Here is a 15,070-nt window from a genome sequence, read left to right as displayed (position 1 = left end):
TTCATTTTTGAATTTCATGGTAGTATTGGTAGTATGTTTTGAATATTAGTTTTGAAATTAAGTTTAAACCTATAACCAGCCTAATAATAGGTTACACAAACGTTTGACTTTTTTATAATTCACCAAAAGACAATAAACTAAATCCATTATAGTTATGAATCATGTGATGATCTTATGTATTTCATCTAACCAAAAGCCAAATACTATTGATACACCCTTACATAATCTATATAATATTTGGCAGGTAAAATTTTATCATCAACCGGCCCCGCCCATGACCCTTCATGACCGAGCGCCATATTCAGCAACACGTAAAAATCTTTTTGAAACACAGCACCCGGATTATGTTCTGCTTTTTTAAAATCAAAAACAAAATACTTCAGGCTGTCATAATAAAAGCTTATGCTTTGGTCATCCCAATCAATGGCATAAATATGAAACCCATCCGAAGGGTTACCCACCACAGGGGCCTCACCTTTATCACGAGATTTACCCGCTGTATCTAAATAGTGAACTGTACCATAAATTCTTGTGGAATCACGGCCTAAGAACTCCATAATATCAATTTCGCCGCATTGGGGCCATTTAACTGCGCCTCTATCATACCCCAGCATCCAAAATGCCGGCCATATACCCAAACCACCCGGTACTTTAGCACGCACTTCTATACGCCCATATTTCCATGATTCCTTTCCTTTTGTATTGATAGAAGCTGAAGTATAATGTGCGATCGGTTCCTTTTGATCAGCTTTATCCGATCCTTTCTTGTAAGCCGCATTGGGATAATCCTCTTTCCGGGTTTCAATAACCAGGCAACCGTTTTCAACCCTGCAATTTTCTAAACGCTTCTTTGTATAATATTGAGGTTCCTTGTTACGCACAAACCCATCCTCATACGCCCATTTAGTAGAATCCGGCAAGCCCTTATAATTAAACTCATCCGCAAAAACCAGCTTTCTATGATTTTGAGCAAACGTTTGTTGAGTATTAATAAGAAGCGGCAACAAAAATAATCCATAAGTAAAAAATACATTTTTCATCATACTATCGAAAATCATTTTATCTATGTCAGGATGCTTTGCAGCTTTAAAACTTTCAATATGCCACCCAATTCATTTTACGCAATTAAAGGTAACAGGTCGATGAGGTCATTGATCACAAAGTCGGGATTGGCTGAAAGCAACTGATCAACCGTATGTGCGCCGGTAGTTATCCCTATACTTAAGCCGCATCCGGCGTTTTGGCCTTCCTGAATATCTATAATTGAATCACCCACCTTTACCACTTCGCTGCTATTTAAAATTCCAAATTTATTCATCGCAAAATATATCATATCAGGATCAGTCCTGTTTTTGCTAACATCCGAAGCTGTCACGAGGCCATCAAAATCAATGGTTTCTTTCCACCCCAGTTTTTGTATGATTGCTTGCGCTGTTAACCGGTCGTATCCTGTGTTTAATACCACATACGCATTACGCTTTTTCAATGCAGTAAAAAGTTCCAGGGCATTATTCTGGGGTACAATCTCTGCTTTGGTGTAGGCTTCCGTAAGCTGTGCTATGAAGTTTTGATAGATTTGTCCGATCTGCTCTTCATCGTTAATATTGGCATAAACCGTCAAAATAGATTTGATAGCCTGCCTCTTTTCTTTACCCGCTCCTTCGGTAAGTACCTGATCAAGGCTGAAATTAAACCCAGCCTCATTGATGGCCTTTCGAAGGGTTTTATAAACAAGGTTATTTTCGTTAATTGTTGTACCGGCCATGTCAAAAACGACCATTTTTATATTATGCTGCATTTTACTATTTTCCTGAGTGATAATTAACTAATCAGCAGCCAGCAGTACTGGCTTTCTTCGCTGATATCAAAACAATAATGTTTAGCAAAATTAAACAATGTTTACTAATTATATACATTTTGAATATTAATTTTCTGTTAACAACCTTTTATTTTTGATAATTTTCAGAAAAACAGGGTTCCATTTTCCACAGCACGAATGTACCGTATAGTATAGGTCGTTTGACATTTTGCTTACCCTTTGGCCTGATGGGGCATAGGTGTAGACTCGTTTACCAGGTCGCCGCTGTAATTACTGGCGGAGAGTATTTACTGTTGTGCAAGCTTTTCTATATTTTGGGCGTTGCCTCCGGCCCGGGCTATACGCTCCTGCACGGGTATTAAGCGCAAGGCCGGTATACGCTGCTATCCAACGCGAGTATTAAACATCAAACCGTCATGCTGAACTTGTTTCAGCACCTCACATGCTAAGTAGTCAGCATGATGTATACCAAGCATGTGGGATCCCGAAACAAGTTCGGGATGACGAGTGGTGAGTAATTCTTTTGTTCGTCCGTCCGGAAGATAAGGAGTTGCGGACAGTGGCGGACGCTTTTAGGGTTTGGGCACACGCGACATGCGTGCGCCAGCAAGAGCGCGGATAGTGATGTACAAAGTGCCGCAAGAGCCGGATTACGGCAGCAAGAAATTGTTTCTTCTTATTTTAGTGATGATGCGAAATTCTTTTGGAGAGAAAAGTGCGATTAAAGCACGTATGGGCACAAATGTATCGCCTAAAAAGGGAGTGCAGATATAAGAATAATATTTGGTTTTTTAAAAACTGAAATATCAACATTGGAAGATTTTTTTAAAAACTTATAACAAGCAAAAACGCCGCCGAAAACAACAAATGTGTTCGCAATGCAAGTGCTATAATTGTTATATGTTTCTACAGAAATCATCTTATTCAAATATAGTTATATTTATTAATGTCTAAGAATTGGTACGCATTAATTTAAATTTCTCCCCCACTGTTGGCGCACAAGTGTCGCGCGTGCATCTGCACCATCCTTGTCCGTCCGCTCACTATGCTAACACCTCCCGGACAACCCATCACCAAGCGTCATTGCGAGGAACGAAGCAATCCCTAACTGTACAGGGCGAATTGATAAGCGCCGTTGATCTGCATAGCTGGGGATTGCCACGTCGTTCCCCATCTGCTGGCGCACGCGTGTCGCGTGTGCATCTACAACATTCTTGTCCGTCCGCTAATTATGTTAATACCTTCCGGACACCCTATCCCACCATTGCACCAATGAACTAATGAACCAGTGAACCAATGAACAATTTCACCACTCATTATCAATCATTTATAATTTATATATAAAGATTATTCTTTAATAATAAATATTATTCTTTACATTTGTAATGAACATAACCCTCAACTGTTCAGTTGTTATCTTAAATATTCTGTCCGGTAGTTGTCTACACCTTTAGCGGACGGACAAAACAAAAGCATCATAATCTATACAGGTCTTCCTTCAACAGAAGACGAAAGTCTACTTAATAGTATAAGTGGCTATAGGAGGAGTATTTTATGCCTTCGGCAGTGATTGGTTGATTAGTTAATTAGTGATTAGTTTATTAATCGCTAATGCAAGCTACTGATCACCAGCTACTACCCTAATCACTAATCAACAAATCCCTAATCACTAACATTCACCAATCGCAGGTTAATGCCTGGTTAAAGCAATGCAGCAGAGGTGCTAAACCAATAAGGCTATTTGGCAAGTATTGGTATAATGGCAAACTATATATGGCTTATTTGCTAATGGCAAGCCTTGCAAATCTATTTTGGCAGTGTAAAATAACCGTTGCCTTAATACCGGTATAGCTGCTGATTAGTTTAAACTACAGGCGAAAGCAGGATAAGACTGCGGGTAATAGCTGCGTTTAAGCAAACGCATCAGAGGCAGATGGTGCTAAAGGTTGCGAAACTGCAAGTTCCCTGTTGCGAAGTTGTCCGTCCGCTCAGGGACAAACAACTGGGCGGACAAACGGACAAAATGACGCTACTTGATACTTAATAGTTCATTGGTTCACTGGTTCACTGGTTCATTGGTGCAGTGGCGGGATAGTTTTCTCCGCGCGTCATTGCGAGGAGGAACGACGTGGCAACCGACCGGAGGGAGCTCATTAATACCATTGAAAAGCAAATCACAACATTAATAATCCCCGACTGTACAGAGAGAAGCGATAAGCATAGTGACTTGCATAGTCGGGGATTGTTGCTTCGTACCTCGCAATGACGCTTGGTTAGATGCGTCCGGAACTTGTCCGCAGGTGTTCGTACCCTGAGCGGACGGACAAACACGCGTTAAGGATTGGAGCGGATACCGGCCAATCAGGGGTCTCAGTGCAGGCCGAGCCTAATGCCTGCGGGCGTATGAGCGCAAAGCCTGACCCGGAGGGGAACGTCCAAATACCCTTAAACAAAAAATGCCCGGAGAACACGTTCTCCAGGCACTACTATTAATACAAACTAATTCAAATCATCCCGATCTGAACTAACAACTTACTACTATAACCCGTGTAGCGCTTAAATTGCCTACAGCTTTTATAATTATATTTTTTAATATTTCACCCGGTTGCTTATTCGGCTGTAAACCAGGTTTTATTAATTTTTGGCCCCATTGTAAATGCTAATGTGCCACCATTTATAAGCTGCTGGTGCGTTATGTACAGTTTATGGTAAGGCTTGCCGTTAAGCGTAGCACTTTGTATATAAACATTGGCCTTATTGTTATTTACAGCCCGAATAATAAACCGGCCGCCTTTGGTTTTAATAACCGTTTCATTTACCGTTGGGCTGCCAAACATATACCTGCCACTGGCCGGGTTAGCCGGGTACAGGCCTGCAATGCTCCATACGGCCCAGGCACTCATCTGCCCGCAATCTTCGTTACCTGCGTAGCCGTCGGGCTGGTCGTGGTACAGTGAATCTACCACCATGCGCACGCGCGATTGGGTTTTCCATGGCTCCCCGGCATAGTCATACAAGTAGGCTACGTGGTGACTAGGTTCGTTCCCGTGGGCATACTGGCCTATCATACCACTAATATCGGGCGACTGGTCTTCGCCATGCATAACTGAGCTCACGGTAAACAGCGAATCGAGCTTTTTTACAAACTTTTGCTTACCACCATAAGCGCTGATTAACCCATCAACATCCTGCGGCACAAAGAAGGTATATTGCCAGGCATCGCCTTCCATAAACATGGCTTTATCGGGGTTATGCTCCGAGTAAAAAGGATCGAAAGGTGCTACCCAACTGCCATCTGAGTTTTTTGCACGCATAAAGCCGGTAATGGGGTCGTACAGGTTTTCCCAGCTGGCAGATCGCTTCATGAAATATTTATAATCAGTAGCATAACCTAGCTTTTGCGCTACCTGGGCAATGCACCAGTCGTCATAGCTATACTCGAGCGTGTTGGTAACACTCGCGCCGTATTTGTCTTGCGGTATATAGCCGTATTGTCTATAATAATTGCAACCCCGGATGTTTTCCATGGCGCTTGCTTTCATGGCAGTGTACGCCAATTGATAGTCGATGCCTTTTATCCCCTTTAAAATGGCATCTGCCAAAACAGGCACGGCGTGGTAACCGGTCATGCAGTTGGTTTCGTTTGTACTTAGGTCCCACACTGGCAGCAGGCCGTTTTCTTTGTAGAAGGCCAGCATAGAGTTTAAGATACCGGAATAGCGTTCACCCTGGGTAATGGTATATAATGGGTTTAAAGCGCGGAAGGTATCCCAAAGCGAATAGGTGGTATAACGCTGTTGCCCGGCAGGCATTTGGTGGATCTCCCCTTTTGCATTCTGATAAGTTCCATCAGCATCAGAATATTGCGATGGTGCTATACAGGTATGATAGATGCCGGTGTAAAAGATGCGTTTTATGCGGAGATCGTTGGTATTGATCTGAATTTTCGATAGTTCATGCTCCCATTTTTCGGCAGCTTGGTTTCTGATACTGTTGAAGTCCCAGTTTTTAATTTCTTTTAATGCTTGAACCGCGTTATCGGTGCTCACTGTAGAGAGTGCCACTTTGAGCATAACGTGGTTAGGCTTTTGTGTGTTGAACAGCAACTGCGCAACCACAGCAGTACCATTTGCTTCGGATACTGTTATTTGTTTACCATCCGCAGTTATCAATAACTTACTAAAAGGAACGGACGAACGCAATGCGAAATATACCCGCTGCGTCTGCGCCCATCCGGTGGAATAACGGTAACCTACAAGGGTTGAATCATTGAGTTGTTTTACATAGGTTGATGTAGGCTTATCCCAGTTTTGGTGATACCCCAGATCGAGCTTAATTACCGGGCTCACATTTGCCGGGAAGGTATAATTATGGAAGCCGCAATGCTCGGTAACGGTAAAGGCAGCAGTTATGCCATTATCCATGGCTACCTTATAAAAGCCCGGAGTTGCAATCTCATTACCATGGCTGAATTTCGCCAGACCATGGTCGGCGGTATCTGTAATGAGTTTATTTTCGGGCATTACGGATATATCGCACCAATCACCTATCCCGGTACCGCTCAGGTGCATGTGGCTAAACCCTACGATAACAGAGTCGCCATAATGGTATCCTCCGCACCAATCCCAGCCCGTGCGGCCGTTATCGGGACTGAGCTGTATCATCCCAAACGGAACTATTGCTCCGGGAAAGGTATGCCCATGACCGCCTGTGCCTATAAAGGGATCTACATATTTTGTTAATTTTTCCTGCGCGAAACCATTTAAGGAAATTGCCAGGGTCAGTAATGAAAGCGAATACTTTAGAATTTTTAACATGATTACTTTAGCATAAAGGCCAGCCTTTTAAAGACCGGCCTTTATTTATTTTTATTATTGAATTTTTACTGATGTTACTGCATCATTTGCATTAGGGCTCAGGTTAACAAAGTTGGCATTGCTGGAAGTGAGTGTCCATGATGTACCTCCGAAGCTATCATTCTTGTACATGATCACCGTCCATCCGGACGGAATCTGAACAGATGAGGCCCAGTTATCAACAAAGCCATAAGCCTGTAACTGGCTCAGGGTGTAAGTACCTTTCGGGATAGCGCTGGTAACGGTTCCACCATAATTTATATCCTGATAAAAGGTAACACCTGTAGCTGGCGTGCCGGTACTATATACCGTTGCCTGCCCGTATAAAGCGTTTGATACACTTGAAAGATAAGTATGTACATCGCTATTCGGCAGGTTGTAGGTAAGGTAGATGCCATAGCTGCCACTTACGGTTTGTGTAGCCAGTGAAGCAGCTGTACTTGCACTTGTATTTTGAATATCAATTGCAGCAGGGCCAAGGCTGCTCGCGCTTAAACCGGGCACATTAGGTACAGAGAAAGTGCCGTAAATTGCGTTCCAGCTATAATTTACTTTTGAACCAACAGTTACGCCATTATAAGATAGTTCTGATGCAGCAGGACCATAATCATAAAAAGAGATGATCTTGGTGGGCATAAGCTGCCTTAGGGCTGTAACCAAATAAACAAAGGAGAATGCATTTGGCTGGCCTGTTCCATTAGTTCCATAATCGGCATATTCGTCATCAAAATCAATCCCGTCGAGCCCATATTTGGTAACGGCAGCACTTAACTGTTTTGCAAAAGCGGTGGCAGCAGCCTGTGTAGGGAAATTACAGATACCTGCGCCCTCGTGATTCCCCAGTATGGATAGGAGCACTTTTATCCCTTTATTCTGTAATGGCTTAATATAGGTAGCAGCACCGCTTAAAACAGTAGTTACCTGCGAATTAAAATACAGTTGTGCAGTATCGGCAACGGTATCGTAATTGATATTAGCGGCAAAAATAATACCTATATCAAACAATTGCTGACCGCTGGCCAGGTAATAATTACCCACATTACGTAAATCTTCAGTGTTTACCTCTACATAACACACCGCCTTTGGGCCACTAACACCTACGGCTAAAGCACTTTTACCCGTTACGGATTTGTTTATTTGGGGATCAGGCGATGTATTACTAACATCTTTTTTACATGCAGAAAAAAATAAAAGTGTAAGCACCATAACAAAGGAAACTGCCTTTGCTAAGAATAATTTGTTAAATGTTCTCATGATTTTGATTTAGAATTGGTTTATAAATTTAAAATTGGATTATAAATTTAGAATTGGTTATAAATTTAACGGCACAATTAATTGATTTTATCCATAGGCAAACGTTGTTAAGAGAGATTTAGAATTTAATAAGATTAGGTTAAGTATCGATACGGTTATTATAGGCAGATGGTTACTAACAATATGAATCATTTAAAAAGGCCCCCTTTTTAAGGGGGCCTTTCGGATGAAATTAACCAATTTTCATCCTATATAGTTAACCAGTTAAAAGTTCGCTTTATCAACGTCCCACCATAAGCGGGTACCGCCGTTATCAGCACCACCTAATAATTTTACGGCGTTATTTACCGCAGTGGCATTGGTAGTATACTCGGTTGATGGATATGGTAACCTGCGGACCTGTACGGTAGTACTGATGGTACCCCCGCTAAAGTTATTGGCAACCGTAAATAGTTTAGGATAGCCTGTACGTCTGTAATCGGCCCATGCCTCTTGTCCGTCAGGAAATATAGCCAACCATTTTTGTGTGATAATACGCTCCAGTTTTTGTTCCTGTGTAGCGTTATTATCCCATTTAATGGTGATGGTTGATAATGCTGTAGCGTTATTAGCCGAGTTAAGCGGATCGGTAAAATTTGCTTCAGTGCTTGTCGCATCACTTAAATACGAACCTATAGTCGCACCCCATTGGTTCATGGAAGCGGAAATACCTGCCTCGTAATTACTTTGTACGCTTGATGTCGTCCATCCGCGCAAAGCAGCTTCGGCTTTCAGAAACCAAACTTCAGCAGCCGTCATAATCAGCTGAGGCGTTGAGAACTGAAAGGTCTGGGCAGTGTTCAGGTTTGCAAAATTAGAATAGGTACTTTGGCTGGCACCAATTAAAGTACCTGCACGTATCCCCAAATACTTACCAACATAAGCAGAACCGGCAGCTGTTTGTGCAGGCTGGAAATAAATGGCAAGGCGCGGATCATTATAACCTATCATGTATGACGCAATTGCAGCGCTCATATTGGTATTATTCCAATCGCCCGAAATCTGGTGCAGGTCATTTTCCCGGCCACCAGTTTGGGCAATTGCTGCATCATCAGCAGATGTGAGTAAAGTGCCGCCCGAATCGGTTAAGGCTTTTACTGCCTGTGCTTGTGCAGTTGTTGCATCTACTTTTACCAGGCGCATAGCCAGGCGCAGGCGCAGTGAGTTAGCAAATTTCAACCATTGGGTATAATTACCTGCATATATATAATCGCTTGCACCTAAGCTGGTTTTACCCGGATTAGCTGCTATATAAGCTTTCAGGTTGGTTACCGCTGTATCAATCTGTTTAAAGAATGTTTGGTAAACTGTTTGCTGATCATCATAAGGTGCTGTAGTTATTGATGTAGCCACTTTTGTATAAGGAATAGGGCCAAATCTGTCAGTCACCCTATCCATAGCTTCTACCTGTATCAGTAAGGCAACAGCCCACATTTCGGGGTTTGTTGCTTTAATGCTGGTTGTTGTAGCAATTGAATGAACCGGAGACATTACCAGAAGATATTGATCATTAAAACCAGTTGAGTTCCAACCATCAACCATCGCATAAGTTAAATTATTATGATCCCCGCTAAACGCGATACCAGGCTGCATATAGCCGCTATAACCATCGGCACTCAAATTCTGCGCACGCTGATAGTTGGAGTATATCGCCTGCTCCATAGGGCCGAATGCGGTAGATGCAATGGCTGTACTTTGTGAGCTGCTTAAGGCGTTAGGATTGGTATTGTATTTCTCAAAATTCTTGGTGCAGGCTGTTAATGCCAGGGCCATAACAGAAACCAGTACAACGCCAAGTTTGTTACCGGTAATATGCTGCGTATATTTATAATTTCTTTTCATTACTGTGCTTTTTTAATAATTAACTTAGAAGGTAACATTCAGGTCTAAACCCACATTACGAGTTGCCGGTTGGTTAAATACATCAACACCCGACAAACCGTTACCGGTTGAAGTGGTAACTTCAGGATCAAAAGGTGCTTTCTTATAAAAGTAAATCAGGTTTCTGCCAATTAATGAAAGCTTAACATTTTTTACCACACTGTTAGCAACCGGCCAGGTATAACCCAACGCAGCCTGACGCAATCTAACAACAGTTGCGCTGTATATATATTGGTCTGTTAATGCGTTACGGCCGCCAATGGTTTGATACCAGGTTTGCGCGTTTACAGTAGTTACTGGTGTACCTGCCGAGTTAACAGCATTTACGGTAACACCGCCGTTAGCACGTGCAGTTCCTGAAACCTGTGAAACACCATAACTATCCAGCATAGCCTGGGTTAATGAAAGCACTTGACCGCCAAATTTCCCATCAACAAGGAAATCCAAATTAAAGTGCCCGTAGTTAAAGCTGTTGCTCCAACCTAACTGGAACTTAGGGTTAGGGTTACCTACATAGCTCATTACGGTACTTTTTTGTGGTGCATAAGTACTTGCACTTGTACCGGTTAATATCATCTGGCCTTTTGCATTACGTACAGTTGTGTAACCGTAGATATCGCCAAAAGAACCGCCTTTTGCTATAACCGATTCATAACCGAAGCCGCCGCCGTCATTACCTGTTAAAATGGCCTGGTTCAGGTTATCGGTATTATCAACTGAGATGATCTTGTTCTTATTGGCCGAAGCTGTAACTGAACTGTTCCAGGTGAACCCTTTGCTACGCACAATATCAGCGCCAACTAATATTTCAAACCCTGTATTTTGAATATCGCCGGCATTTATATAACCTATAGATGTTAATGTAGCCGCAGGAGGTGTTAAAGCAAAATACTGGTTATAGGTATGTGTATTATAGTAAGTAAAGCTGAAATTAATACGGTTATCCAGGAATTTCCAGTCGGTACCGAACTCGTAAGAATGGGTAGTTTCAGGCTTTAAAGTATGCAATGGAGCGGTAGTGTTAAAGGTAAGCGCACCTGAAGAAGTTTGAGTGTTTTGTATATTGGTAATGTAGGCCGGTAACCCGTTGGCTACATTAGCATAGCTTCCGCGAATTTTTGCATAAGATATAACCTTAGGCAAGGAAAGTATTTGTGATAAAATTGCAGTTAAACCCACGGATGGATAATTGTAATCGAGCTTATCTGTGAAAGCCAGGGTTGAATTCCAATCAGTACGGTTGGTCAATGCCAGGTATAACCAATCGTTGTAGGACAGGTTTGCAGCCTCAAAAATAGACTGGATCTGGGTATGATAACCAAAAGCTATAGGAGCGCTATGGCCGGCAATGATATTATAAGGTGTGAAAAAATCAGGGGTGGAAAGATCGCCGCTGGCACCCAGCCCACTTAGCTTTGAATCATTGATAGCTGCACCGACTAATCCGTCGAATTTAAAATCACCAAATTTACCCGGGGTAAAATTCGCAATCGCATCGGCATATTTTTGTTCAGTTACCTGGTTGCTGTAAGAATAATGGCCGTTACCATTACTATTAAACGTTTTAAGTGTACCAGAATACAGATCCTGGTTATAATTATCATTTGTACGGTCCAAGCTTCCTCTTACCTGCACATTAAACCAATTGGTAAAATCATATTTAGCACTGCCATTAAATATGATGCGGTTGCGTTGCAGATTATTAGGGTTCATGTTGGTTACCCACCAAGGGTTTTGCTCCTGGCTGTCATCATTGTTGGTTATCCAGTTCTGACGGGCTGCCCCAGTATTGTTCGGAAGTAAATATTGATTTTTGTAAGGCAAGATATTTAAACCACGCGGGAAAAGATACAAGCCTACCAAAGGGTTAATATATAAACCTAATCCCGGACTGTTTTTTATATCCTGATCTATATAATTAACGTTCCCGTCAACAGTCAGTTTATTATTCAGAAAATGACCGGTTTCGCGCAGGTCAAAATTATTTCTTCTTAAGGTATTTCCGGGTTCAATGCCATTGGCAGAGGTATTGGCATAAGATGCATAAGTCTGAGCAATTTCAGAACCTGTTGACAGGTCAACAGAATTTGTCCAGTTGGTACCTGTTTGGTAAAAATCTTTCAGGTTATTTTCAGAATTTGATATAGGCGCCCCCCAGCTGGTTGCGGCGCCAGCACTTGTCTGACCATACTGATTCTGGAATTTTGGTTCTGACACCGCATTTGATGCCTGGAAGCTGGATGAATAATGTATTTCAGCTTTTCCAACTTTCCCTTTCTTTGTCGTAATAACGATAACACCATTCGCGGCCTGGCTGCCGTATAGCGCGGCTGCAGATGCACCTTCCAACACGGTTATGCTTTCAATATCATCCGGATTTAAATTGGAAATACCGTCGCCACCATCAGGACTGCCACCGAAGTTGTCGCCCGGCTGGCCACCGTTAGTAGTTGTAGTTCCGCTATAATTAACCGGGTTCGCCATTGGCACACCATCAATTACATACAAAGGTTGGTTGTTGCCTGCAAAGGAACGTGAACCACGTAAAAGCACTTTGGCAGAACCACCGACCCCCGAAGCACTGGGCTGAATAGCTAAACCGGCCACCTTACCATTCAGCGAATTCATTAAATTGTCTGTTTTTACATCATTCAATTGGCTTCCGCTAATTTGTTGCTGTGCATAGGTAAGCGACTTCTGGGATCTTTTAATACCCAATGCAGTTACTACTACCACATCAAGCTGGCTTGAGCTGGATGTAAGCGTTACAGTGATAACAGGATCACCACTTAAAGTAACTTCCTTAGAGGCATATCCTACATAGCTAAAAACCAATACATCGCCTTTGTTTGCGGCTAAAGTAAAGTTTCCATTGGCATCTGTCTGCGTGCCCTTTGTGGAGCCCTTGATAACAACAGAAACGCCCGGCAGTGTTGCCCCTGTTTCATCCTTCACAACGCCTTTAATGCTCTGATCGGCCTTTACCTCGAGAAATTGTTCATGTTTTGCTAAAAAATGCCTGCTGCTTGCTGATGCCATAGCACTGCCGGTAGCGAATGCTCCTGCCGAACTGCAAACAATAAAGCATGTAAGTAATTTTTTTTTCATACTCATGTTTAGAATTAGTAAACTGTAAATTAATTGGTTATGAGATTTTAAGCCGGTATAAAACATAAACCTCGTTTGCTTTAGGCTGATAGAGCCCCCGGCTATAAGGTTATATTCCCTTTTTTGGAAAAACTGCCTACAAGAATTTTATTTTTTTTATAAAAGGTTTGTCCAGACTGATTATACCGCTCGCTACCAGTACCTTTTAAGGAGGAGAAAAGAAAATGTACGCATGATTGTTAATTCAAAACCATGTTAAAAATTATTTGCAAAAAACCATTTAGCATTTGCTACATTGCGACACATTGATTGAAAATCAATTACCAAATTTAATACGATTGAGAGCCGATTTAAACGAACTTTGGGGGAAAATTTGCCTGAATGATGATGCCCAAGCATTTGAAAGGCTCTATTATGCCTTGTTCAACAAGCTCATCAAATTCAGTGTCTACTATGTTCATCAGCGGGAAGTTGCCGAGGAAATAGTTTCTGAAGTATTTGTAAAGTGCTGGACCAACCGCAGCTCATTAAGCCAGATTGATTACCCTGAAAGCTATTTATTTATAGCGGTAAAAAACCAATCCTTAAAATACCGTAAAAAATATTCGAACATACATTTGGTTGAGTTGGAAGATAACAGCTTTCATTTGGTAGATCTGGCGGACCCGTCAAAAAAACTGGAAAGAAAAGAGTTACATCACCGCCTTGACCAGGCCATAGAAATGCTGCCTATGCAGGCCCGGATGGTTTTCAGGCTGATAAAGGAAAATGGCCTGAAATACAAAGAAGTTGCCGAAATACTCAGTATTTCCCCCAGAACCGTTCAAACCCAGTTGTTCAGAGCGATTGATAAACTAAGACAAACTCTGAAATCATTGCCTGAAAATTCAAAAAATATTAAAAAGGATGGCAAAATTTTGAGTATTTTAATCATATTATTTTATTTTTTTAATTACTTGTAGGCATTTTTATAAAAAGCAGGATTACAACGTTGTACACTATACACTAATGGAAGAAGAGCTATTCACCGAATTACTTGCAAAGAAACTATCAGGAGATATTACTGCTGATGAAATTGCTGAGTTTAACCGGCTTGTGGCGGGCAATACATCCTTCCAAAAAGAGTATGAGGCAATAAGATCATATTGGACGCAGGACGATGAACCCTATGAAAACATTGTCAGTATATTCGACGATATAAAACAACGGGCCGGTATTATAGATACAGTGGCCGAAAAAGATAATATCAGGGAAATAAACAAAACTGGTCGTACCTTCACGTGGCTTCGGATTGTTGCCGCTGCTGTGGCGGTCATCGCTATATCGGCTTCTATCTACCTGTTTAAAATAAAATCTGCTCCGGAAAACGACATCGCCCAGTTGCAGACCAAATGGGGTTCAACAGCCCAGGTTAAGCTCTCGGACGGTACTATGGTAACACTTAATTCCTTGTCAGTTTTAAAATATCCCAAGCATTTTAATGGCAAAACAAGGGAGGTTTATTTAGATGGCGAAGGTTATTTTGATGTAGCCAGGGATCATCAGCACCCATTTATAGTCCACACCGAAAAAACAGCTATCAAAGTACTGGGTACTGCATTTAACCTGAAAAGTTATGCCAACGATGCACAATTTGAGGCCACGCTCTTCAGGGGAAGCATACAGGCTACCTTAAATAATGCCCCGACAGCAAGCATCTTGTTAAAACCCAGTGATAAATTGATTGTGAATGCATCGGGCTATCAATTAACGAAAGAAACCTATGCCGATCATTCAAATAGCATTAATGCAGAAACAGCATGGATGGATCACAAACTCATTTTTAAAAATGAGCCGTTTAATTTGCTGGCTAATAACTTAGTCAGGAAATATGGTTTGAACATTGTGTTTAAAAATAATGGACTAAAATCTATCAAGTTATCGGGTGAATTTGAAAATGAAAATATTGAGCAGGTTTTATTATCATTGCAGATAGTTACAAAGTTCAACTACAAAGTGTCGGGTAACACCATTTATATTTTTTAACCAATTATAATTTTAGCTCTTTTTAAGGCAATGCTTTTGAAATTTTTTTTCGGAGCTTACGTTGATGTGCTGGATCGTTTTATAGATT

Annotated in this window: 8 protein-coding genes; 2 read left to right on the top strand and 6 right to left on the bottom strand. The window is 41.7% G+C overall.

Annotated features, from left to right (window positions below; genetic code table 11):
- Positions 1 to 203: 203 nt before the first annotated feature.
- The 6 genes from BLU33_RS06650 to BLU33_RS06620 form a co-directional block, all read right to left on the bottom strand.
- Entirely contained in the window at positions 204 to 1,058 is an 855-nt protein-coding gene (locus tag BLU33_RS06650) for a glycoside hydrolase family 16 protein (RefSeq protein ID WP_091370548.1), read from the bottom strand.
- A 59-nt stretch (positions 1,059 to 1,117) separates the two neighbouring features.
- A complete protein-coding gene (locus BLU33_RS06645; RefSeq protein WP_197684575.1) occupies positions 1,118 to 1,798 on the bottom strand; it encodes an HAD hydrolase-like protein in 681 nt (226 codons plus the stop codon).
- A gap of 2,630 nt (positions 1,799 to 4,428) precedes the next feature.
- Positions 4,429 to 6,636 carry a GH92 family glycosyl hydrolase gene (locus BLU33_RS06635; RefSeq protein WP_091370542.1) on the bottom strand — a complete coding sequence of 736 codons (2,208 nt, stop codon included), beginning with the start codon at positions 6,634 to 6,636 and terminating at the stop codon, positions 4,429 to 4,431.
- A 54-nt stretch (positions 6,637 to 6,690) separates the two neighbouring features.
- The gene (locus tag BLU33_RS06630; protein ID WP_091370541.1) at positions 6,691 to 7,929 is read right to left on the bottom strand and encodes an endo-beta-N-acetylglucosaminidase H; all 1,239 of its coding nucleotides are present in this window, start codon (positions 7,927 to 7,929) and stop codon (positions 6,691 to 6,693) included.
- A 264-nt stretch (positions 7,930 to 8,193) separates the two neighbouring features.
- The gene (locus BLU33_RS06625) at positions 8,194 to 9,810 is read right to left on the bottom strand and encodes a SusD/RagB family nutrient-binding outer membrane lipoprotein (RefSeq protein ID WP_091370539.1); all 1,617 of its coding nucleotides are present in this window, start codon (positions 9,808 to 9,810) and stop codon (positions 8,194 to 8,196) included.
- Between the two features lie 24 nt (positions 9,811 to 9,834).
- Positions 9,835 to 12,957, bottom strand: coding sequence for a SusC/RagA family TonB-linked outer membrane protein (locus tag BLU33_RS06620; RefSeq protein ID WP_091370537.1), 3,123 nt, complete (start codon positions 12,955 to 12,957; stop codon positions 9,835 to 9,837).
- 338 nt (positions 12,958 to 13,295) lie between these two features.
- Between BLU33_RS06620 and BLU33_RS06615 the strand changes: the two genes are divergently transcribed.
- Together BLU33_RS06615 and BLU33_RS06610 are read left to right on the top strand one after the other, a co-directional pair.
- Positions 13,296 to 13,919: an RNA polymerase sigma-70 factor gene (locus BLU33_RS06615; protein WP_157682067.1), complete on the top strand. Its 624-nt coding sequence runs from the start codon at positions 13,296 to 13,298 to the stop codon at positions 13,917 to 13,919.
- Positions 13,920 to 13,965: 46 nt separating this feature from the next.
- Complete coding sequence (locus tag BLU33_RS06610) at positions 13,966 to 14,982, top strand: FecR family protein (RefSeq protein WP_091370533.1); 1,017 nt, start codon at positions 13,966 to 13,968, stop codon at positions 14,980 to 14,982.
- Positions 14,983 to 15,070: the final 88 nt, after the last annotated feature.

This window comes from Mucilaginibacter mallensis, assembly GCF_900105165.1.
GTDB classification, from domain to species: domain Bacteria; phylum Bacteroidota; class Bacteroidia; order Sphingobacteriales; family Sphingobacteriaceae; genus Mucilaginibacter; species Mucilaginibacter mallensis.
This window is presented reverse-complemented; position numbering and strand designations above follow the sequence as displayed.